The following is a 23,016-nucleotide window of genomic DNA, read 5'->3' as shown; positions in this document are numbered from 1 at the left end:
CCTTTGACGCTGCGGGTTAGAGGCTGCGGGCGGTGATGTTGCCGTAGTTGGTGCTGGCGTGGATGTTCAGGCCGGCGACGCCTTCGCTGTTCTGGAGCGAGTTGTTGATCCGGCCGTAGGTGGTGCCGGCGTCCAGGGCAGCGGAGACTCCGCGGGCGGCGCCGACCGTGATCTCGCCCTGCTCCGTGCGCAGCGTGACCGTGCCGCGCACGGCCTCTGCGATGTGGAGGTCGCCCTTCTGGGTGCTGATCTGCGCGTCCCCGCCCAGACGGCCGACCGACACATCACCCGACATGAGGGTCAGCCGGGCGCTTGCCGCTTCGTCGATGTTGACCGTGGCCTGCGCGCCCTCGAAGGAGACATCGCCGAGGCGTCCGACGCAACGGAACTCGGCGCTGGCCGCCTTCGCCTCGATACGCGATCCGGCGGGCAGCTGGACGGTCAGTTCGATGGATCCGGAAGAGCCGAGGACCTGGTTCTTGGCCGGTGCGGCCTGGATGCGCAGGACGCCGTCGATGTAGGTGACGGTGGTCTCCTCGGCGGCCTTCACGTCGCGGCTCTTGGACGGGTCGGCGGGCAGGATCTCGACGGTGGTGTTGTCCCGGTCGGCGGCGATGAACCGGATGCGTCCGGCGGGGATGTCGAGGACGGTGGAGCGGCCGGCGGGGGTGTCGAACTTCTGCATGGCGTTCTCCTTCTGCTTCAGCGTGCACTCTGTCGGCCCGCTGTTTCTGATGATGGAAAAGCTACGTTGCATTCACAGAGTTGGCAACACATGCGTTGCGCAAAATCAGCATAAACGCAGGTGAGGGGCAAGAATTCGTTGCAATGTTCCTGAGGCTAACGCAACGTACGCCCTCGGTTCGTTGCAATGGATTGAGTGTGAATGCGATACCTGGAGACACCACGGACCGCGAAGGAGGCTGTGGAGGCGAGGCGAGGCGAGGCGAGGCGAGGCGTGGCCCCTGGCCGACGCCGAGAACGCGAACGCCCGCGCCCGCGCCCGCGAGGCCGTCGAGCGCTTGCCGGCCTGACCGCTGCCGCCCCCGCCGCGCGCCCGCGGATCGTGGAACGACCGTCGCAGCCGGTGGTCCTGGGACCTGTCCGGACGATCATGCGCACGGCGAAATGACGAGGTTGCCGGGTTGGTTGGCTTTCGGTGTCACCCGCCCCACAGCTCCGGCAACGCCGGTCGGAGGGCCGGTCGCGGGTGGGTCGGGGGCTCTGTACTCTGAGCGGGCTTTCGAACTTGTTCAAGCTGTAACAGAAAAATGGGGGGCCGGTGCGTAGTCGCCGACTCGTAGTTTCAGCCGTTGCCCTTGCGGCTGGTGTGGGTCTCATACCGGGCGTGGCGCAGGCCGACGGCCCGGCGCCGGCCGGGGTTTCCGTGCCACCGGTCGAAGTGGCTGCCGACGATGCCGGGGCCGGGGCCTATCAGAGTTCGGGCGACCGGACGGTGCGAACCTCCTTGACCGGCCATGACGTGGCGGCACAGGACTCCGCCGCCGCCTCGAACCTGGAAGTCGCTCTGGCGGCTGACATCACGACCGCGCGCGGAATCTCCCTGACCGTCAACCTCTACAACGGTGTGCCGGTCCCGCACGAGGTCACGATCGCCTGGGGCGACGGCACGACGGACGCGATCACCATGAACGGTGGGGAAGTCCGGGGGTTCAACAAGCACACCTATCCGAGGCCCGGCGACTACACGGTCACCGTGACCGCCACGGACAGCGTCAACAAGGTGCAGGCCGTGAACCAGCTCGCGTTCTCGACGGCCGGTTCGTTCTTCGTCCCGCACACGCCCACCCGGCTTCTCGACACCCGCTCCGGCGTCGGCGCGGCGAAGGCCAAGGTCGGTGCGTACTCGTCGGTCTGGGTGAAGATCGCGGGCAGGGCGAAGGTCCCGACCGGGGTCGCCGCGGTGGTTCTCAACGTCACCGTCACCAACACCACCGCCGGCGGACACGTGTCCGTCTACCCTGCGGGCAAGCAGCGGCCCGAGTCCTCGAACATGAACTACGTCGCCGGGCAGACCGTTCCGAACCAGGTGATCGTGCCGGTCAGCAAGGACGGGTACGTCGAGCTCTACAACGGCGGCTGGAACGCGGTCGACCTGCTCGCTGACGTGACCGGCTACTTCGACCGCTCCGCGAACGACGGCTACACCTCCCTGAACCCGGTCCGTTTCGTCGACACCCGCGACGGGCTCGGCGCGGCGCGCGGCCAGGTCGCCGGGCAGGGCACGTTCGGTGTGCAGATCACCGGCAAGAGCGGGATCCCCGCCGGGGTGAGCGCCGTGGCGCTGAACGTGACCGTCACCAATCCGCGGGAGGCCGGTCACCTGACGGTTTTCCCGAGCGGGCAGACGGCGCCAACCACGTCCAATCTGAACTTCACGGCCGGTCAGACGATCGCGAACTCCGTCATCGTGCCCGTCGGCGCCGACGGAAAGATCAATGTCCGCAACGGCGCCTGGGCGGGGACCGATGTCATCGTCGACGTCGTCGGCTACTACGGCGCCGGCAGCAAGGCGGCCTTCACCAGCACGACCCCCGGCATCCCGACGGGTGGACCGTGGCGGCTCCTCGACTCGCGTCGCTGGGGCGGCCCCGGCACCTGGCCGTGCCTCGCCGGCGGCTACATGCCCATGGACATGGATTCCGGGAATCGTGACCGTCTTCCCGTCGAGGCCTACGTACTGAACGTCACCGTCACCAGCACGAGCGGTCCCGGCTTCCTCTCGGTCGCCCCGGACCCGTACGCGATGGACGCGTACAGGAACGGACGTCCGACCCCGCCGCCGCGGCCGGTGTCCTCCACGCTGAACTGGACGGCGGGCAAGGACGTTCCCAACCTGGTCCAGGCGAAGCCGGGCCCCCACGAGGTCATCGACCTCTGGAACCAGAGCAGCCGTGAAGCCCACTACATCGTCGACTGGTTCGGCCAGTACGACGCTTACTAGGACTTCTCCGGCCGATCCGCTTCCCCGCCGAGCCGGTACCCGGCGGGGAAGCGGCGCCCCGGACCGCCGTCGGCGCCCACCGGCACCGTCACCAGGTTGGCCATGGGTCCTGCCGGTAGCCCGGGTCTCCCGGTCGGACCCGGGCAATGTCCGAGCCCGCTGATAGCGTCCCCCGTCCGGCCGGAAGATCACGAAGGGGCGACAGCCGTGCAGGACGAAACACGCCACGAGGTCAGCGGAGAGCGCATGGCCCGAGCGCTCGAGGACATCAGCCGACGGACCCGGCGGCGGTGGTACGACATGCGCTACGACCACGCATCCCCAGCGAGGCTCCAGGAGTTGCAGGACGAACTCCTCGACCACGTCGCCGCCCGTACCGTGGAGGACCCGGCGCTCGAGGAGTCGGCGCGCTCGGCGCTGAGGACCGCAGCGGAGTGCTCCCTGGGGTTGCTGAGCCTCGGCTGCTTCCCCCACGGTGACCAGGAGATCCTCTTCCCGCTCATCGGCGAGACCCTCAGCAGCGAGGACATAGCCTTCGGCGACGTCGTCGAGCTCGACCCCGAGGGGCAGGCCCCCACGGCCAGGACGTGGATCGACACGTTCGAAACGTGCACGGTCAGCGGCCTGGTGTGGGAATGGCAGAAGGTGATCGGCCTGCTGTTGCGGAACAACTACGCGCCCGCGATCCACGACGGGGTGCCCTACTCGAAGCTGAACTCGACGTCGGACCCGGCCGACCTCGCAGCGATGGACGCACTCTGCGGCTACCTGGCCCGGGCAAGCGGCCACCTGCCCCGCGACTGGCCCACCGTGCCCCTCTGCAAGCCGGACGCCGACGAGCGCGCACAGGCTGCCCGAAGGCTCGACGCAGTCGGCCCCCTGACACGGGATCAGCGTCTCCTTCGCGTACTCCTCGACGACGACCAGCAAGCGTTCGAGCAGGCACTCGCGGCCCGGCTCATCGAGTGCCGGGAGAGCGTGGGCCCCGATCCCGCTCCCAGGACCCTGCTGCCGCTCGGCACCCTCGCCCTGGCCGCCCTTGCAGTCCAGGTGCACGGGTGGGACCTGGCCGTCCGGTCCGGCTACCTGCCGCCCGGCATGCTGGGCTCCCCGGATGCGCTGCAGCGAGCAGCGGACGCCGACGGGAACGCCCTGAGCCATTGGACCGCCACGTAGTCATCTCGCCACTCGGGAGAACCAACCCATGAACACGCCACCATCGCCGCCCGGAGCGGAGCGAACCGACGGATCAGCCGTCCGGATCGGCGCTCTCGTTCCGCTGACCCGGCCCGGCTGGGTCGAGGCAGGCCAACACCTGCTCGCCGGACTCGAGCTGGCCGTTCGCGAAGTCAATGACGCCGGCGGGATCCTCGGGCGACCGCTCGAGCTGGTGGTCCGGGACACCGCGGCCGATCCACACAGGGCCGCGGCGGCCGTGGACGAATTGGCCCGCCTGGGCGTGGCCGCACTGGCGGGGGAGTATCACAGCGTCGTCGCTCGCGCCGCTGCCGCCAGGGCCGACGCCCTCGGCCTGCCGTTCCTCTGCTCGTCAGCGGTTCTCGACGCGCTCACCGAACAGCCGACGGAATGGGTCGCGCGCCTCGCACCGGCGCAGTCCCACGGCTGGCAGATCTACGCGGACTTCCTCCTCGGCGCGGGCCACCGTCGCATCGCCGTGGCAGCCCAGCCGAGTGTCTACTGGGCGTCCGGGGCCCGCATCCTGCGGGACTACCTCGCTCCACGCGGCGGCACGGTCATCGAACTCGACATGAGCGAGCTCACCCCCGCCGCGGTGTGCGACGAACTCGTCGACAACCGTGCGACAGCCCTCCTCCTTCTGGTCGGCCACCCGGAGCCGGCCGTGCCGATCGTCAAGTCCGTCCGCCGCGACCAGCGCCTCGCCGAGATCCTGATCGGTGCTCCGGCCGGGCAGCCGGAGTTCGCCGAATGGGCGACGCTGCTGGGCGAGGACGGGGCCGCGATCCCGTTCTTGCGCTACCTGCCCGAGCGCCTCGGCCCACTCGGCGCACGAGTCGGGACGGCCCTCCGCGAGCGGCTGGGCGAAGCGCCCTCCTTCGTCGCCTTCGAGGGCTACGACACGGTCGCCGTCCTCGCCGATGTGCTGCGTTCCAACGGCGCGGACCGGGCGCACACTGCCGAATCCTGGCCGCGCGTCGCAGTCGAAGGCACCCGCGGGCAGATCCGGTTCTCCCGCACACCAGGCATCAGCGTGTGGCAATGGGCTTGGACGCCGGTCCAAGTCGTCGATCGGGATCCGGCAGAACCCGGTCGCTTCCGGATCCTCCACACAGGCTGAGCCGCCCGGGACTTCGCCGGGGTGCACACGAGGCACCTCGGCGCCGCTCTCCCCTCGTTTCAGAGCATGATGAGCAGACGCGTCTTCGGCTTGAGCTTCCGGTTCACCGAACGGCTCTGCACGTACACCTCCAGCTTGGGATTGCGCCCCGCCTTCACGGAGACGGTCCCCTGGATGCCCGTGCCGAACAGAAGGCTGCGGGCCGCGTCGCCCGTGTATGCGCGGTCGGTGTCCTTCTCGACCACGATGACTTCCTTGTCGGGCTGAACCTGCACCCGGGTGCCCAGCTGGTAGTAACACGACCCGCGTTCGTACGTCACGCCCGGGTGCGAATCGACGAAGGACCGAATCTCGACCTCCGTGTCGACCTTCAGGAGTCGGTACTTGTCGGCCGGGACCGGTTCGAGGTTCGCCCGCACGTCGTCGACCGAGATGTCCTGGCCGACCGCGAACAGGTTCTTCGTACCGCGTACGCCCTTCTCGCGGCCGCGGAGGAAGCTGGTGGCGGCGGCGCGCACGGTACCGATCGCCTCCTCGACACCCTCCTGCGAATCGGCATCCCAGATGGCGATGTTGCCGGCCGGGAAGCCGTAGTTCTGGGCGGTCCGCTTCGCCAGCGAGTTCGGAACGAGGATGGCGGAAGTCCAGTGGCCCGGGAGCGCACCCATCTTCGCCGCGATCTTGTCGAGCCAGGGGCCGAGGATGGCCATGTCGCCGTCGTGCCGCCGGTCGCCGCCGGAGGCGTTCTCCTCGCCGTCCGTCACCACGATCTGGAGGAAACTGTGCTCGCCGTACGCCTCCCAGATGTGGCCCAGGTCGTCCAGCGACTTCAGTGAGGCCTCGATGAGGGCGGTAGCGCCATTGTTGACCTTGTACAGACCCCGCATGGACGGCAGATGCTTCACGTCCATGTCCCAGACCAGGTTCTCCACCTTGTGGTCGAAGGAGTAGAGGCTGATCCGGGTCTCATGACCGAGGCTGTCCGACTCGGCCTTCAGGCCCGCCACGAACTCGTCCACGACACGGATGAGCTGACTCTGGTGCTGATGCATGGAACCCGAACAGTCCACTACCAGCGCGACGTGATTCACCTTGTGCTGGATCTTGTTGGCGGACATGATTCTGCTCCTTCTCCGAGCTCCCCGAGTGATGTCTCCACACTATGAGCAGCCACTGACAACGAGCCTGACGGCCAATCACCCGCCCGCCCGGGCCCCCGTAACGGCCCCGGGAGGGAGACGGCGCAAGAGCCGGACACCCGTCTTCCGGGCCGCCCTCCGATGACAGCGATGCCGTCCAGGAGCCGAGGCAGGTGCGGCGAGGCGCAGCCGACGATGACGGCTGCCCCACCCGACCCACCCGCCCATCAGCTGCTGTCCGCGGCCGGAGTATGACCGGACGGTCACAGGATCCGGCTCCGGGAACGGACGGGGCGCGGCGTACATCTAGCCGGTCGGCGAGGCTCCTGCGGGGGCCTCGCCCGACGGTATCGGCAAGAACCGGGCGGCTGCCGCCCGGGGGTGAGTGGCAAGGCGGAGCAGGAATGAAGGCGGTAGCGGTGGCGGGCGGTTCCCCGGACACCCCGGAGTCTCCGGACACCCCGGAGACTCCGGAGGCGGAAGCGACCGAGGTACTGGGAACGGATCCCGGTACGCAGGACACGCCCCCCGGTACCGGCGGCTCGGACACCCCGGAGCGCGCAGAGGCCGAAACCCCTGCCGAGGCAGACGACGCCACCGAGACCGATCTCGAGGAGGACGCGCCGGAAGAACCCGAGGCGAAGGCCGAAGCCGAGCCGGAGGCCGACGCGGAGCCCGAGGCTGACCCGGACCCGGAGCCGGACCCGGACCCGGAGCCGGAGCCGGAGCCGGAGCCGGACCCGGACCCGGACCCGGACCCGGACCCGGACCCGGACCCGGAGCGGGAGGCTGACGTGGAGCCCCAGGCGGAAGCTGAGGCCGAGCACGCATCCGAGGCGGAGGCCGAAGACAGCTCCGAGGCCGAGACAGAGGCCGACGCGGAGCCCGAGGCTGACCCGGACCCGGACCCGGACCCGGAGCCGGACCCGGAGCCGGAGCCGGACCCGGAGCCGGACCCGGAGCCGGACCCGGACCCGGAGCCGGACCCGGACCCGGAGCCGGAGGCTGACGTGGAGGCCCAGGCGGAAGCTGAGGCCGAGCACGCATCCGAGGCGGAGGCCGAAGACAGCTCCGAGGCCGCGACAGAGGCCGACGAGACCGCTCCCGAGGCCGAAGCACAGCCCGACACGGAGGCGGAGCCCGAGACGGAGGCCACCGAAGGGGACGTATCCGACCCCGAGACGGAGGCCACCGGCGGGGACGTACCCGACCCCGAGACGGAGGCCGGAGACGGGGGTGGTGGCGGCGGTGCTGCCGGCCAGGACGAGGGCGCGCCCGTCGAGGATGCCGAGGAAGCCGAGGAAGCCGAGGAGGTCGAGGCCGAGGAGCCTGCAGAGGCCGGTCCCGCGGACGACGCTGGCCGGGAGCCCCGGCCGGTGCCGTCCTGGGCACGGGACGGCGAGGCCGAGGCCGATGCGGAGCGGACCAGCCAGTTCGTGGCGCTGAAGGAGCTGGACGCCCCGGCGAAGAAGGCCCCTTGGCCGGAAGCCGTACCGCAGAACCGGACCCCGGCCCAGGCCCCTGCCCCGGCCCGGACCCCGGCCCCCGCCCCGGCCCCTGCCCCGGCCCGGACCCCTGCCCCTGCCCCCGCCCCGGCCCGGACCCCTGCCCCGGCCCGGACCCCTGCCCCGGCCCCCGCCCCCGCCCCGGCCCGGGCAACGGCCCCGGCCACGGCTCCCGCGGAGGTCGTCGAGCCCACCCGCGAGGTCCCGCAGCCCCCGCTGGATCTGCTGGCCGAACTCACCAACACAACTCCCCCGCCGGAGACCCCGCGCCGCACCGCGGTCCGGCGCGTCAAGATCTGGACCCCGATCCTGCTGCTCCTGGCCGGCGCGGTCGCCGGCGGGCAACTGCTGCGCCCGCTGCCCGCCCCGCAGCTCGTCGCGGCCGAGCAGGCGCACAACCTCGACGGGCAGTTCTCCGTACCGTGGCCCGCCAAGGGCCAGGGCGCCGTACGCGTGCCCGGTTCCGGCGACATCGGCGCCTTCGGCGAGCAGAAGCCCGTCCCCACCGCGAGCGTCGCCAAGGTCATGACGGCCTACGTCATCCTCAAGAACCACCCGCTCCGCAAGACCGAGGCAGGCCCCCAGATCGAGGTCGACGCGAAGGCCGTCGCGGACGGCACCTCCGAGAACGAGTCCCGGATCGAGGGCTTCGTCGCCGGGGCGAAGTTCAGCCAGCAGGACATGCTGAAGATGCTCATGATCAAGTCGGCCAACAACGTGGCCCGGCTGCTGGCGCGCTGGGACACCGGCACCGACTCCGAGGCGGCGTTCGTCGGCAAGATGAACGCCGCCGCCCGGGAACTCGGCATGCAGAACACCACGTACACCGACCCCAGCGGTCTGGACGCCGGAACCGTCAGCACGGCCGCCGACCAGCTGAAGCTGGCCGAGGCCGTGATGAAGGACGAGGCGTTCCGCGCGGTGGTCGCGCTGCCGAGCGCCGAGATCAAGGGGCTGTCCAAGACGCTCACCAACAACAACACCCTGCTCTCGGTCAACGGCCTGAGCGTCCGCGGCATCAAGACCGGGTCCAGCACCCCCGCGGGCGGCGCCCTGATGTGGGCGGCGTACAAGTCGGTCGGTGACGAGACCCCGCTGATCCTCGGCACGCTCATGGACCAGCACGTGGACGGCCCGGACCTCAACGGCGAGAACAGCCTGAAGCTCGTGCTGGCGAACAGCAAGAAGATCATCGAGGCGGTGCGGCAGGCGCTCGACTCGGCTCCCGTGGTCCGCAAGGGCCAGACGGTCGGCCACGTGGACGACGGCCTCGGCGGCCGTACTCCGCTGGTGGCCACGAAGGACCTGAACGTGATCGGCGTACCGGGCCAGCAGCTGAAGCTCACCCTGCGGCCGGGGGCCTCCGGGACCCCGCACGCCGCGAAGGCGGGCACCGAGGTCGGCGTCCTCACGGCCGGTGACGGGGAGGGCGCGAAGAGCGTGCCCGTGGCGGTCGGGACCGAGCTGGCCGAACCCTCCTTCGCCACCCGGGTCACCCGCCTGCAATAGGTCGTGTCGTCTGGCTGGGCGTACCGTCGCGCAGGAGCAGGTACGCCCGGCCACTGAACCCGTCCGGCCCGAGGTGGCAGTGCTGCGGCGGGCTCGATATTGCGTCAATACAGCGGCAGTCAAAAAGGCCTCGGCCTGGCGGGAGTGCGACCCTGACCGATCGACGACACGGGCCGCGCCGGCACACCCTGTGAGAGGCACTACGGCGGAGGGGGGAGGCCCTCTGGTGCAGCCCTCTGGTGCACCCTCGGCGTGGTTCAGGAGGCTGCGGCGGCCGTCTGGATACGAGGTACGAAGGTCCCCTCGGCCATGCGGTGGGCGGTGGCCGGGTTCAGGTCGCTGCCCGGCCCCTCCAGCCTGATCTCTGCGATGACCGTGCCCGTGCACATGATGAGGTCGAGGCCGTCGAGGCTGCCGGCGTTCCGGTAGTACGCGTGGCTGGTCACGCCGGCGACGGGAGACACGTTCGCCTTGGTGTACTTGGCCGACCAGGCCGCCTCCTTGCCGCACGCGTCGTGGGCGGCCTTCTGGTCGGCGTAGGCCTTGATGCCGAAGATCACGGTTTCGCCGAATGCCTCGAACTTCGCCGAGCCGTCCGCGATGGCGGTGCAGTCCCAGTGTGCGTCCGGGCCGCACTCCACCGGGGACTTGGGCTGTTCCTCGATGTCGGCACGGCCGGTCTTCGGTGTCCACTCGGCCATCTGTGACGGGTCGGGCAGCGCCGACTGAATCCGCTGCTCGGTGTTGAAGACGGTGGCGAAGTCCGTCGTGCCGGCCGCCGGCTTGCCTGAAGCGGCTGTACCCGCACCCGTGTCGGCCGCAGTCGGCGGCTTCTCCGTACCCGCCCCGTCCGCACCGCTTCCGCAGGCGGTGATCAAGGCTGCGAGCGCCACAAGGACCGCAGCCTTCGAACCAACGCCGGACCTCAACTGCATTTCCCGCTCCCCGTTTGACCCGTCGGACGGCGCCCACTGGACCCGGTTGCCGCATCGGCAGGTGATCCTTGCAGCTGATCGCTGTGGTCATCAAACGAACGTCCGGTCCTGGACGCGATCACGGTTGCTGGTCCGCCTTGGTGTGGACCGCAGGGCGCCGGCGGGCCGGGGCTTGCGCTCGCCTCGCCGCCCAGCGCCCTGCCGTCGCCGGACGCGCTTTTTCAGGGCTCAGCCGTTCTCCGTGGGCTTCTGCTGGGCGGTGGGGGACGGCTTGCCCTCGCAGCCGCAGCCGCCGCGCTGGACGGTGAAGCGGCGGCGCGGCGCCGGGGCGGCGGCGGGAGCGGCGGAGTCGGGGGCGTCGGAAGCGGTGTCGGAAGCGGTGTTGCTCGGGCGGGTGTACTCGGTCATGTCTCCTGCTTTCGGGTGGGTGCGGCGCCGATACGGCTCCGCACGAAGGTGATGGGAGCGGTTCAGGGCCGGGTGGCCCCCCAGGAGAACCCTGCGAACGCCGGACGGCCGGTGGGGGCCTGCGGCGCCTCCACCCGGGGCGTGAGCGAGCAGACCGGGGTCTGCGGGCCGGCCGTCGCCAGCCGGCGCGCGGCGTGGGCGGCCCTTTCTGCCAGCCCCTGTGCCGTGCCCGGTTCGTAGAGCGCGGAGTCGTACTGGAGGAGCAGTTTCAGGCCGCTCGAGCAGCGCGAGAACTGGAACGAGAGCTCGAACAGCCCCTCGACCAGCGGGATGGCGCCGCCGGTGAGCCGGAGCGCGCCCGGCCCGGTGTCGATCTCGTCCCAGAGGGTCACCCACACGTCGAAGAACGGGTTGCGGCCCGGGTTCCGCGGCGGGTCCAGGGTGCGCACCAGCTCGCTGAAGGGCAGCCCGCCGTGGTCCATCGCGCCGACCGCCTGGTCCGCGAGATCGTCGACCAGCGCGGCGCAGGGCGATCCGCCCTGTACGGCGGTCCGCAGGACCACGGTGTTGACCATGCAGCCCACCGCCTCCGCCGGGCCGGGCCCGAGGGCGGGGCGGCGGCTGACGGCCGTGCCGAGGCTGATGTCGCCGGCGCCGGTCGCCTCGTGCAGCGTGGCGGCGACGGCGGCGGCCAGCACCGGGAACAGCCCCGTACGGCGGCTGCGCGCGAGCTCCTCCAGCCCCTCGAGTTCGGCGGCGTCGAGGTGCACGGCCGTGACCGCGGTGGCCCGGCCGGCCGGGCCGGCGCGCGGATGGTCGACGGGCAGCGGGAGCGGAGCCGGCGGCGGGCTCAACCGGCTCCGCCAGTACGCGAGGTCGTCACCGGAGGTCGGCTCGTACGAAGCACGGCCGGGCAGTCCCGGAACCGGAACCGGAACCGGGTCCGGGTCCGGACCGGTCCCGGCCAGGGCCCGGGCGATGATCTCGAGCGAGGTCTGGTCGCCGACGATGTGGTGCAGGACGACCAGCAGCCGGTCCCGGCCGCCGGGGCGGCGCATCAGTGCGGCCCGCACCAGCGGCCCGTGTGCGAGGTCGAACGGCGCGTGGGCCCACTCCTGTACGGCGGCCGCGCGGGCGGCCTCGTCGGGCAGGTCCAGGACCGCCAGGCGGGCGCGCTCGGACGCGGGGGCGGGCACCGGCTCCCCCCACTCCTCGCGGAAGACGGTGCGCAGCTGCGGCTGGAGCTCCTGGAGGCGGGCGAACGCTGCGCCCAGCGCCTCGGGATCGGCGGCGCCGTGGCACTCCAGCAACATCGGCACGTGGTACGCGGCGCTCCCGCGCGCCCCAGTACCCCGGGTCCGGTCCTCCAACCACAGCCACCGCTGAGCCCCACTGACGCCCGGTGACCCGTCGGCGCCCCCGGCCGGGGCCACGACCTCGACCTCGACCTCGGCCTCGGCCGTCGCGGAGGCGGTGCGTGGCGCCAGTCGGTCGGCGAGGTCGGTGACGCTCGGGCATTCGAACACATCGCGGACGCGGACCGGCACGGACAGCCGTTGCGCTGCCTCCACAGCCAGGGAGGCGGCCTTGAGGCTGTTTCCCCCGAGCAGGAAGAAGTCGCCGTGGTCCGGGACCGGTTGGCCGAACGCCTCGGAGAACAGAGCCCGCAGCACGGCACGGACGGCGTCGGCCGCCCCACCCGCATCCCCCGCGGGCCGCAGCCCGGCAGACGGAACCGCCGCACCGCCGGAGGCACCGGCATCCCCCGCGGGCACGAGCCCGGCGGACGTGTCCGGGGCAGCAACGGCCGGGAGGCCCGTGGGGAGGGGCCGGGCGGAAAGGCTGCGCCGGTCGATCTTGCCGTTGGGAGTGCTCGGCATACGGTCCAGCGGGATCACCGCGGCCGGGACCATGTAGTACGGCAGCCGCTCGGCCAGCCTGGCCCGCCAGTCGGCGGGCAGCGGCCCGTCGGTGACCACGTACCCGGCGAGCAGCGGCTGCGCCGTCCCCTCGGGTACGACCACGGCGGCGGCCGCGACGCCCGGCAGAGCGGTGAGCGCCACCTCCACCTCGCCGGGCTCGATGCGGAAGCCGCGGATCTTCAGCTGCCGGTCGGCGCGCCCGCGGAAGTCCAGGGTGCCGTCCGGGCGGTGGCGGGCCAGGTCGCCGGTGCGGTAGAGCCGGGCTCCGGGGCGGGGGTCGTCGGGGTCGGGTACGAAGCGTGGCGCGCCCGCGTCGGGCAGGCCCAGGTAGCCCCGGCCCACGCCGGCGCCGCCGATCCACAGCTCGCCCTCGACGCCGGGGCCGACCGGTGTGCCGGAGCCGTCGCGCACCGAGTAGCGCAGGTTGGCCATGGGGCGGCCGATGGTCGCCGGCTCCCCGGGGGCGCCGGGCAGGCACCGGTGCCAGGACTGGAACACCGTAGCCTCGGTGGGCCCGTAGACGTAGATGAGGTCGCGGCCCGGGGCCCAGCGGTCCACCAGCGCCTGGCTGAAGGACTCGCCGCCGGTGACGACCGTCCGTACGCCCGCGAAGGCGGCCGGGTCCAGCTGGGCCAGCAGCGCGGCGAGCAGGAACACGGTGTCGGCGCGGCGTTCGCGGACCAGTGCGGCCAGGGCTTCGGCGGAGGCGACGGGCTCGTCGAAGACGACGACGGCCGCCCCGGCCCACAGGGTCGCGAGGATCTCCCACACCGAGACGTCGAAGGCGGGGCTGGCGAACTGGAGCACGCGCCGGCCCGGGGCGAGGCCGAAGGGGGCGGCGGAGGCCTCCAGCAGATTGGCCAGGGAGTGCTGTTCGATGGCCACCCCCTTGGGGCGGCCGGTGGAGCCCGAGGTGTGGATGACGTACGCGAGGTCGGCCGGGCCCGGCTGCGGCCCGCCCGGCTCCGGCACGGCCGGGCCGACGGCGCCCGGCGCGTCCAGGTCGACCTCCAGCACACCCGGTGCGGGGAACAGGTGGGCGAGCCGGGCACTGGTCAGGGTGATCGGTGCGGGGGCGCTCTCGATGAGCTGGGCGAGCCGCTCGGCCGGGTGGTCCGGGTCCAGCGGTACGTACGCGGCTCCGGCGCGCAGCACCGCGAGGACGGCGACGACCAGCTCGGCGGAGCGGGGCAGGCAGACCCGGACCAGGACGCCCGGCCCCGCCCCGCGCTCGCGCAGCCGTACCGCGAGCGCCTCGGCGAGGCCGTGCAGCTCCCCGTGGGTGAGGTCCCGGTCGCGGGCCAGCACGGCGGGCCGGTCCGCGACCGGGCGGGCGCGCTCGGCGAGCAGGTGCGCCACCGGGCCCCGCGGGACGGGCGCGGCCGTGTCGTTGAGTGCGGCCAGGGTCTGCTGCCAGGCGGTCACCGCCGCTCCCGGGCGGGTCATCGGTACTGCGGTCAAGGCCGTACGCTCCCTGCGGTGTGCGGTCGGTCGGTTTCGGCAGGGCAGGCGGGCGGGTGGGGCGGCGCCGGCCGGTCCTCGGCTGCGGGGGACCAGGACGGGTGGCGGTGCAGAAGGTCCACCACCTCGTCGAGCAGCCCCTTGGCGGTGGCCTCGGGGAACAGCGCCCGGTCGTAGGCGAGTTCGAGCAGGACCCGGCCGTCGCGCTCGTTCGCGTAGATCCGCAGGTCGTCGGTGAGCGGGGTCTGCGAGGGGGCGGCGGACAGGAACTCGGGCCCGCCCTCGAAGCGTTCGGGCGTCTCCCAGCTCAGTCCGGCGTCGAAGAGGAGCCGGCGGCCGCGCGCGGGCCGCTCCGCGATCTCCACGGCCATGGTGTCGAAGGGAAAGCGGGCGTTGTCATACGCCTCGGCCAGCCGGTCGCGCACCTGGACCAGCAGCTCGGCCGGGCTGTCGGCCTCGCCGGGGGCGAGTCGCACCGGCAGGGCGTTGACGAAGCAGCCGACGGTCTCGGCGGTCTCCGCACGGTCGCGGGTGCCGGCCGGGCAGCCGATGACCACCTCGGCGCTGCCGGAACGGCGGTGCAGCACCAACGCCCAGGCGGCGAGCAGGGCGCTGAACGGGGTGGCGCCCCCGGACCGGGCAGCAGCGTGCAGCACGGCGGCGGGCAGGGCGCGGTGGACCAGTCCCGCTCCCTGCTGTCCGGCGCCCTCGCGGGGGCCGGCGTCCGGCAGGTCGAGGCGGGGGAGCGGCCCGGCGAGGGTACGGGTCCAGTACGCGCGCTGGCGGGCGGCGTCGGGACCCTCCAGCCAGGCGGCCTCCTCGGCCACCCAGTCGCGGTACGGGTGGGCGGGTCGGCCGTCCCACGGTTCGCGTCCGGCGGCGAGGGCGTCGTACGCGGCCAGCAGGTCGCGGGCCACGACGGCGGCGCTGTCGCCGTCGTACACGATGTGGTGGGCGGTGATCACCAGGATGTCGCCGCCGGGGTGGCCGGTCAGCAGCCGCACTGCGAACAGCGGGCCGGCGGCCAGGGCGAACGGGGTGCCGTGGGCGGCGTCCACCGCCTCGGCGAGCGCCTCTTCGGTGCCCTCGATGCGCAGGACGGACAGCGGCGGCCCGTCGGGCAGGCGGTCCATGACGATCTGCCGGACGGTGCCGTCGACGACGGCCACCCGGGTGCGCAGCGCCTCGTGCCGGTCGGCGAGGGCGGTGACGGCCGCCTGCAGGACGCCGGGGTCGAGCGTCCGGCCGGCCCGTACCGCGTCGCTGATGTTGAGGGCGACGGGGTTGCGGCTGGTCCGGGCGGCCATCCAGATCCGGCGCTGGGCGCGGGAGAGCGGCAGGACGGCGCCGTCGGGGCCGGGCGCGAGCAGGGGCGCGGCCGCCGGGGCGGCCGGGGCGCCGAGCGGGATGGCGTCCGGCTGCTCGAGCACGGCCGCGAGGGCCCGTACGGTCTGCTGCTGGAACACGGCGACGAGCGGCACCCGGACGCCGAACTCCTCCTGGAGGGCGGCGGCGAGGCGGGCGGCGGTCAGGCTGTGGCCGCCGAGGGAGAACAGATCGGCCTCGGGGTCGGTGACCGGGGTCCCGAGCACGTCCGCCCAGATCTTGGCCACGCGCTCCTCGGTGGGGTTCAGGTCCGCGCACGCGAGCGGCTCCTCGCGGGGCGGGGCGGGCAGTGCGCGGCGGTCGAGCTTGCCGTTGGGGTTCAGCGGCAGCTCGTCGATCGCGACGTACGTACGGGGGACCATCGCGGCCGGGAGCAGCTCGGTGAGGTGGGCCCGCAGGGTGTGCGGGGCGGCGTCGCCCACCACGTAGGCGACGAGGCCGAGTTCGCCGCGCTCGTCGGGCACGGCGATGACGGCGCAGCGCCGTACGTCCGGGTGCTCGGCGAGGACGGCCGCCACCTCGCCGGGCTCGACCCGCTGGCCGCGGATCTTGACCTGGTCGTCGATGCGGCCGAGGTAGAGCAGGTTGCCGTCGGGCCGGCGGGCGGCGCGGTCGCCGGTGCGGTACATGAGCCGGCCGGGGCGCAGCGGGTGCGGTACGAAACGGTCGGCGGTCAGCTCCGGGTTGCCGAGGTAGCCGCGGGCCAGGCCCGCGCCGGAGATGCACAGCTCGCCGGGGACGCCAACGGGGGCGAGGTCTCCGTGGGCGTCGACGACGTCGACCGTCTTGTTGGCGATGGGGTGCCCGATCAGGACGTCGGCGCCCGGGTCGGTGATCCGGTGGACGGTGGTCCACACGCTGTCCTCGGTGGGCCCGTACTCGTTGTAGAGGACGGTGTCGGGGAGCAGGTCGGCGTGCCGGGCGGCGAGGGCCTCGGGGAGCCTCTCGCCGACCAGGACGATCTGGCGGACGGAGGTGAGCCGGGGCGCGCAGCGCTCCAGCATCAGCTGGTAGAGGCTGGGGACCAGCATGATGTGGGTGACCGCGTTGCGGCCGATCTCCTCGGCCACGTGCTCGACGTCGAGGAGGCGGTCCTTGCCGAGGACCACCACCCGGGTGCCGGCGATCAGCGCGGAGAAGATGTCGTTGACCCCGCTGTCGAAGTGCAGCGGCGGCACCTGGAGCACGGCCGCGTCCGGTCCGAACCCGTAGTAGCCGGCCCGGTAGTGGACGGTGTTGACGATGCCGCGGTGCTCGATCATGACGCCCTTGGGGCGGCCGGTGGAGCCCGAGGTGTAGATGACGTACGCGAGGTCGTGCGGACCGGCCCGGAGCGCGGGCGGCAGCGGGGCGGGGGCGGCGCCGGGCTCCGCGGGGGCGCGCGGGTCGAGGACGGGCAGACCGGTCAGGGCGGCGGTCTTGGCGTGGTACGGGCCGTCGGCGAGCACGGCGAGCGCCCCGCTGTCGGCGAGGGCGAACGCGAGCCGGTCGCCGGGCTGTTCGGGGTCCAGCGGGACGAAGGCGGCGCCGGTCTTCAGGACGGCGAGCGCGCTCACGACCATCCACTCGGTCCGCTCGGTGACCACGGCCACCAGCGTTCCGGGGCCCGCGGCGCAGGCCGCCCGCAGCCGGGCGGCGACGGCCTCGGCGCGGGCGTCGAGCTCGGCGAAGCTGAGGACGGTGGTGCCGTGCACCACGGCGGGCCGGTCGGGGCCGGCGGCCGTCTGCTCCTCGACCAGGTCCAGGAGGGTCCGGTGCTCGGGGAAGGGGGCGGCGGTGTCGTTGGCCTCGTCGAGCAGGAAGCGCCGTTCGGCGGCGGGCAGGACCGGGATCCCGGGCAGCGGGGCGTCGGGGCCGGCCAGCAGCCCGGCGAGCAGGTGGACCAGCCGCTCACCCATGCGGCGTGCGCTGTCCCGGTCGAAGAGGTCGTCGGTGTAGCCGACCCACAGCTCGCCCGGGGCTCCGGCCCGGGCGTCGAGGAAGCTGAACGCCAGGTCGAAGTCGCTGACCGGCTGTTCGAGGTCGAGGTGGCGCACGGCCGGGCCGGTGCCGCCGGGTGCTCCGGCGCCGTCGTCGAGGACGGTCTCGACGAGGACGTCGAAGACGGGGTTGCGGCTGGGGTCGCGGGGCAGCGCGAGGTCCTCGACGAGCTGCTCGAACGGGTACTCCTGGTGGGTCATGGCCTCCTGCGCGGTGGTGCGCACGGCGGCCAGCAGCTCGCGGAAGGAGCCGGCGGGGTCCACCGGGGTGCGCAGGACCACGGTGTTGGCGAACAGCCCGACCGTCTCGGCGGACCGCCGGTCGGGCCGGCCCGCGACCACGGTGCCCAGCAGTACGTCCGGCTGCGCGCACAGCCGCCACAGCAGGACGCGCAGCGCCGCGGTGAAGCCCATGAAGGGGGTGGCCGCGTTCGTGCGGCACAGCTCGGCCAGCGCGCGGGTGAGTTCCGGGTCGAGGGTGAGGCGTACGGTGCCGCCGGCGGCGCTGCGGGCGGCGGGGCGGCGCCGGTCGGCGGGCAGTTCCAGCGGTTCGGGCAGGCCCGCGAGGCGCTCCTGCCAGTACGCGCGGTGCTCCGCGCCCGCCGGGCCCGCGAGCCGGGCGGCGAGCCGGTCGGTGTGCTCGGTGTACGTGGGCGCCGGCTCCTGCGCGGCGGCCTGGCCGGTCAGCGAGCGCACGAGCTCGCGCATCAGCAGGCCGAAGGACCAGCCGTCGCAGATCGCGTGGTGCACGGTGAACAGCAGCACGCCGCCCGTCGCCGGGCCGTTCCCGGACCGGGGGTCGGGCAGCCAGGAGACCTTGGCCAGCGGGCCCTCGGCGAGGTCGAAGCGGTGGCGGCAGGCCCGTGCGAAGGCCTCGTCCACGGTGGTGTCCCGCTCGACGGCGAGGACCGCGGAGGGCGCGTCGAGGATCACCTGGGTCAGGCCCCCGGGCGTGTGGCGCAGCACGGTCCGCAGGGATTCGTGCCGGGCCACCAGCGCGTCGACGCCTGCGGCGAGCCGGTCCTCGTCCACGGGGCCGTCGAGCCGGTAGGCCTCGACCATCGTGTACGGGGGGACGGGCGACTCGTCCAGCCGGTCCAGCAGCCACATCCGGCGCTGGGCGTTCGAGGCGGGGAAGGTGTTCCCGGACCGGGGTGCCCGCGCGGCGGCCTCGGCCGCGGCGTGCGCAGCGGGGTCCCGGGGCAGGGCCCCGCGTTCGCGCAGTACGGAGGCCAGCGCCCCCGGGGTGCGCAGGTCGAGCACGTCGTGGACGCGGGCCGCATCGGGGCGTCCGGTGCCCTCGCACAGCGCGGCGACGAGCTGGACGGCGGCCAGGCTGTGGCCCTCGGCCTTGAAGAAGTCCTCGTCGGCGGAGTGCGGCGGGTGGCCCAGCACCTCGGCCCAGGCGTCGTGGACGAGCTGTTCCAGGGGGCCGGCGGGCTGCCATCCGGGGCCCTGCGCAGCGATGGGGAGCGCGAGCAGCGCGGCCCGGTCCACCTTGCCGTGGACGGTGAGCGGCAGCGTCTCGAGCCGGTGCAGGCCGGCCGGGACCATCGGGGAGGGCAGCTGCTCGCGCAGCCATGCGGCGAGGGCGTCGGGGGCGAGCGGGGCGCCCCCGGGCGCCTGCGGTCGGGCCACGTACCAGGCGTGCAGGGTCACGGTGGCGTCGGCGGCGGTGCGGGGCACGACCACGGCCTCGATCACCTCCGGGTGCCGGACCAGGGCCTGTTCGACCTCGCCGGTCTCCACCCGGGTGCCGAAGACCTGTATCTGGCCGTCGGCGCGGCCGAGGAACTCCAGTTCGCCCTCGGCGTTCCAGCGGCCCTGGTCCCCCGTACGGAAGACGCGGGCGTTCCCGGCGTGCGGGGAGCGCCCGAAGCGGGCGGCGGTGGCCTCGGTGTCCCCGCGGTAGCCGGGGGCGACGCCGGGTCCGGCCACGTGGATCTCGCCCGGTACGCCGGGCGGGGCGAGTTCGCCGGAGGGGGTGACCACGAACACGCCGTAGCCGGGTGAGGGGCGGCCGACCGGCACCCGGTCGAGCCGCTGGGCGAGCGCGCCGTCCCGGATGAACATGGTGGCTTCGACGGTGGCCTCGCTGGGCCCGTACAGATTGCCGAAGGTGGCGATGCGCAGCCGCCCGGCGGTACGCGGCAGCAGCCCGCGGGCGATGGTGTCGCCGCCCAGCAGCAGATGGCGCAGCGGGAGTTCGCCGTCCTCGGGCAGGGCGCGCAGCAGGACGGACAGGAGTCCGGGCACGCAGTTGACGAGGTTGACCTCGCCGTCGCGCACCCGCTGCCACAGCGCGTGCGGGTCGAGCCGGTCGGGGTCGCCGACGGCGACGAGGGTGCCGCCCGCGAGGAGCGTGGCGAAGACCTGGAAGGCGGTCGCGTCGGAGGTGATCGCGGAGAGCAGGGCGGTGCGGGTCGCGGCGTCGATGCCGAGCGCGCTGATCCCGGTCAGCATCTTGTGGCACAGCTGGTCGTGGTACACGGCGACCGGGCGGGGGGTGCCGGTGGATCCGGAGGTGAACAGGACCATGGCCGGGGCCCCGGGCTCGGCGGCGTCGCGGGCGTCTGCGTCGGCCGGCGCTGCGGCGAGCAGGGAGGTCAGGCCCGCCACCGGGACGGGCAGCTCCTCGTCGGCGGGGCCGTACCCCTCGGCGCGCAGCACCAGGCGGGCGCCGCTCAGCCGGGCCAGCAGGGACACGCGCGCGGCGGGGTGGCGGTGTTCGAGGGGGACGACGGCCGCGCCGGTGCGCAGGACGGCGAGGAAGGCGGTGACGAGGTCGGCGCCGCGCGGGGCCATGACGCAGACGGCGTCGCCGGGGCCGATGCCGTGCCGTGCGGTGAGCGCGGCGGCGGCCCGCCCGGCCTCGGCGGCGAGCTGCCGGTAGGTCAGGGTGCGGCCTTCGCCGGTGACGGCGACGGAGTCGGGGGTGCGCCGGGCGGACTCCTCGAACAGGGCGGTGAGGGTGGCGGCCTCGAAGGCCGCGGGGACGGGCAGCTCGGCGAGGGCGAGGAGTTCGGCGCGCTGGGCGGCGCCGAGCACGTCCGTCTCCGCCGGGGTCCGGCGCGGGTCGGCGGCGAGGGCCTCGAGTACGGCGGCCACGCAGCGGGGCAGGGCCGCGGTGAGGCCGGCGGAGCCGTGGGCGGTGACCGACAGTGCACCGTCCGGGGCCGGTTCGGCGCGCAGGACCAGGCCGGCCCGGGGGGCCGGTGTGCGGTCCCCGTACAGGGCCGGGCAGACGACGGCGAGCTGCGCCAGGGCGGAGCCCGTGCCGGGGGTGACGGCGTCCAGCCGGGCGCTGAGCGCGTCCCGGTCCTGCCAGGGGCGGGCGGAGGCCTGCTCCAGCTCGGAGTGCAGGGCCTCGAGGAAGTCGGTGGCGGGCGCGGCGGGGTCCAGCGGGGCCAGCAGCGCGAACTCGGCACCGCCGGACGGTGTGCCGAGCGCCGGTACGAGGACCGGCACCCGCCCCGGCGCACCGGACCCGGTGGAACCGGTGAGCCGGGCGAGGGCGATCCGGGCGGCGGCGACGGTGAGCAGCAGCAGGCCTTCGGGGGCGCCGCCGGTCATCGCGTGCAGGGCGGCGGCGGCTTCGGGGGCCACGCGGCCGGGCGGTGCGGCGACGGCGCCGGGCGCGCCCGCGGGCTCGAGCAGGGGTTCGCGGCAGGCGCCGTTGAGGCGCGGGAGCCAGAACTCGGCCTCCGCGGCCGACGCCTTAGGGTCGTCCCCATGGCCGAACTCTCCGTCACCATCGTTGCGCAGCACTTCTACGTCCTCCCTGAGCAGTTGTGGGTGCACCGCCTGCCGGCGGACGCCCCCGTTCCCCCGTTGCCCGGCCGTCCGTGGTCCTCGGTCACCCGGGCGCGGGACGGGCTCACCGTGGTGTGCGCCGAGCGGCTGCCGGGCGCGTCCGGCGCGAGCGGTCCGTGGCGCGGGCTGTACGGGACCGGCGCACACTCCCTGGACCTGCCGGGCATGCTGGCGAGCGTGCTGGTGCCGCTGGCCGGGGCCGGGATCGGCGTGTTCGCCGCGTCGACGTTCGACGCGGACCTCGTACTCGTACCGGCCGGGGAGTACGAGCAGGCCCGGACCGCTCTGGAAGCGGCCGGGCACGTGCTGTCGTCGGACTGACTCAGACGCCGGTGAGAATCCGCGCCGGCGCCACGCCGAGGGCCGGGAACAGCTCCACGTCGCGGCCGTCCACGCCGCGCATCAGCACGTCGATGGCGGTGCTCATCAGGTCGATGTGGAACTGCGTGAACGTGCCCAGACCCAGGCCCAGGTGCACACCCGGGTGCCGCTCGTTGGCGAAGTGGTTGCCGGGGAGCAGCGGGGAGCAGCTGGCGTTGGTGCCGAAGCCGATCTCGTGGACCTTGGCGTAGCGGTCGTCCTTGGCCAGCAGCTTCTCGAGGTTGACGGCGAACTCGGTGCGTCCGGCGACGGCCGGGCGGACCGCGGTGATACGGCCCTCGGCCAGCGTGATGATCGCCGGCTGGTCCGCCATGGAGGCGAGGTCGCGGTAGACCTGCTCGGTCTCGGCGAGGCTGGTCTCGTGACCGCCGCGGTGGACGATCGGCGCGCCCTGGAGGGTGATGTCGCCGTTCAGCGTGAAGTGGGTGTGGAGCTCGAATTCGCCCGAGGCGTTGACCAGCGAGCTGAGCTCACCGGTGGGCAGGACGACCTGCTGGCCGGGCAGGAGCGGGCCGTGCAGCGAGAACCAGTGCTCGGAGAGCTGGTGCTGGAAGACGGCCTCGGTGCCGAACTCGCGGCCGAGGAAGAGCATGTCGTCGGCCTGGTCGAGGAGGGTCAGGAACTCCTCCTCGATGCCGAGCTCGCGCTCGTAGTCGACGTCGGCGACGACGCGAACGTTGTTGCGCAGGCTCTCCTCGGAGAAGGGCACCGAGAAGCTGGAGAAGGCGCCCATGGCCATGCCCACGAGGTCTTCGTCGTCGAAGTGGACGAACTCGTCGTCGGCGATCCACAGGACGGAGGCACGGCGGCCGGAGGCGCGGATGGCGGCCATCTCGGCGATGAGGCCCGCGCGGGAGTCGGGGCCGGTCCAGGTGAACTCCTGTACCGGGACGGTGCTGGTCTCGACGGTGAGCGCGCTGCGCACGCCCGGCGACGTGACCAGGAGGAAGACGTCTCCGAGGTCACCCCCGAACACCTTGCGGAACTGCTCAGGGCTGATCGGTACGGGCTGTGCGGTGTTCAAGGAAACCTCCCTGTAAAGGCCTGCCGGGGTGCGAGTGCCGTTCACTCGCACCCCGGAACACGACTCGAACTCAGCCCTCGAGGCGGTCGTACTTCCCGTACTTGCTGATGCGGGAGCTGATCGACGGCTTCTCCTGGGCCACCGGCTTGTTGTTGGCCTGAACGGTCTGCTGGTCCATGTCGTTCTGGGTCACTTCGACTCCTCGTCGTGTTCTGGTGGAGCTCCGGTAGCCGCGGGTTGCGGGGTTCCGGTGTGGTCGGGGCCGGTCCCGG

The 23,016-nt window shown here is 73.3% G+C and carries 13 protein-coding genes; 5 read left to right on the top strand and 8 right to left on the bottom strand.

The genetic code is table 11. From position 1 onward, the window contains the following. Nucleotides 1–16 precede the first annotated feature (16 nt). Nucleotides 17–685, bottom strand: a complete 669-nt coding sequence (locus tag AB0M76_RS22750) for a DUF4097 family beta strand repeat-containing protein (protein WP_365954605.1) — start codon at nt 683–685, stop codon at nt 17–19. Nucleotides 686–1,468: 783 nt separating this feature from the next. Here AB0M76_RS22750 and AB0M76_RS22745 point away from each other — a divergent pair. The 3 genes from AB0M76_RS22745 to AB0M76_RS22735 all read left to right on the top strand — a co-directional run bounded on the left by AB0M76_RS22745 (nt 1,469) and on the right by AB0M76_RS22735 (nt 5,282). Continuing rightward, nucleotides 1,469–2,965, top strand: a complete 1,497-nt coding sequence (locus AB0M76_RS22745) for a PKD domain-containing protein (RefSeq protein WP_365954604.1) — start codon at nt 1,469–1,471, stop codon at nt 2,963–2,965. A gap of 207 nt (nt 2,966–3,172) precedes the next feature. Then, a complete protein-coding gene (locus AB0M76_RS22740; protein WP_365954603.1) occupies nt 3,173–4,141 on the top strand; it encodes an immunity 49 family protein in 969 nt (322 codons plus the stop codon). A gap of 28 nt (nt 4,142–4,169) precedes the next feature. After that, nucleotides 4,170–5,282, top strand: a complete 1,113-nt coding sequence (locus AB0M76_RS22735; protein WP_365954602.1) for an ABC transporter substrate-binding protein — start codon at nt 4,170–4,172, stop codon at nt 5,280–5,282. 59 nt (nt 5,283–5,341) lie between these two features. Here the strand turns inward: AB0M76_RS22735 and AB0M76_RS22730 are convergent, their stop codons facing one another. Further along, entirely contained in the window at nt 5,342–6,400 is a 1,059-nt protein-coding gene (locus AB0M76_RS22730; RefSeq protein ID WP_267003483.1) for a vWA domain-containing protein, read from the bottom strand. A 425-nt stretch (nt 6,401–6,825) separates the two neighbouring features. Between AB0M76_RS22730 and AB0M76_RS22725 the strand changes: the two genes are divergently transcribed. Further along, nucleotides 6,826–9,435: a serine hydrolase gene (locus tag AB0M76_RS22725; protein ID WP_365954601.1), complete on the top strand. Its 2,610-nt coding sequence runs from the start codon at nt 6,826–6,828 to the stop codon at nt 9,433–9,435. A gap of 257 nt (nt 9,436–9,692) precedes the next feature. On the opposite strand, the gene AB0M76_RS22720 is transcribed toward AB0M76_RS22725, so the two are convergent. The 4 genes from AB0M76_RS22720 to AB0M76_RS22705 all read right to left on the bottom strand — a co-directional run bounded on the left by AB0M76_RS22720 (nt 9,693) and on the right by AB0M76_RS22705 (nt 21,294). Continuing rightward, nucleotides 9,693–10,370 (bottom strand): hypothetical protein, encoded by a 678-nt coding sequence (locus tag AB0M76_RS22720; RefSeq protein ID WP_365954600.1) that lies wholly within the window; start codon nt 10,368–10,370, stop codon nt 9,693–9,695. A 228-nt stretch (nt 10,371–10,598) separates the two neighbouring features. After that, nucleotides 10,599–10,778, bottom strand: a complete 180-nt coding sequence (locus tag AB0M76_RS22715) for a hypothetical protein (RefSeq protein WP_365954599.1) — start codon at nt 10,776–10,778, stop codon at nt 10,599–10,601. Between the two features lie 62 nt (nt 10,779–10,840). Further along, nucleotides 10,841–14,161, bottom strand: a complete 3,321-nt coding sequence (locus AB0M76_RS22710; protein ID WP_365954598.1) for an amino acid adenylation domain-containing protein — start codon at nt 14,159–14,161, stop codon at nt 10,841–10,843. Continuing rightward, nucleotides 14,158–21,294 carry an amino acid adenylation domain-containing protein gene (locus AB0M76_RS22705; RefSeq protein WP_365954597.1) on the bottom strand — a complete coding sequence of 2,379 codons (7,137 nt, stop codon included), beginning with the start codon at nt 21,292–21,294 and terminating at the stop codon, nt 14,158–14,160. The genes AB0M76_RS22710 and AB0M76_RS22705 overlap by 4 nt, the downstream gene beginning before the upstream one ends. Between AB0M76_RS22705 and AB0M76_RS22700 the strand changes: the two genes are divergently transcribed. Further along, nucleotides 21,259–21,660, top strand: a complete 402-nt coding sequence (locus tag AB0M76_RS22700) for an ACT domain-containing protein (protein WP_365954596.1) — start codon at nt 21,259–21,261, stop codon at nt 21,658–21,660. The genes AB0M76_RS22705 and AB0M76_RS22700 overlap by 36 nt on opposite strands. Before the next feature lies 1 nt (nt 21,661). Here the strand turns inward: AB0M76_RS22700 and AB0M76_RS22695 are convergent, their stop codons facing one another. Together AB0M76_RS22695 and AB0M76_RS22690 are read right to left on the bottom strand one after the other, a co-directional pair. Further along, the gene (locus AB0M76_RS22695; protein ID WP_365954595.1) at nt 21,662–22,744 is read right to left on the bottom strand and encodes a hypothetical protein; all 1,083 of its coding nucleotides are present in this window, start codon (nt 22,742–22,744) and stop codon (nt 21,662–21,664) included. A gap of 70 nt (nt 22,745–22,814) precedes the next feature. Next, nucleotides 22,815–22,937, bottom strand: coding sequence for a hypothetical protein (locus tag AB0M76_RS22690; RefSeq protein WP_365954594.1), 123 nt, complete (start codon nt 22,935–22,937; stop codon nt 22,815–22,817). Nucleotides 22,938–23,016: the final 79 nt, after the last annotated feature.

This window comes from Streptomyces sp. NPDC051364 (assembly GCF_040682115.1).
Taxonomy (GTDB): domain Bacteria; phylum Actinomycetota; class Actinomycetes; order Streptomycetales; family Streptomycetaceae; genus Streptomyces.
This window is presented reverse-complemented; position numbering and strand designations above follow the sequence as displayed.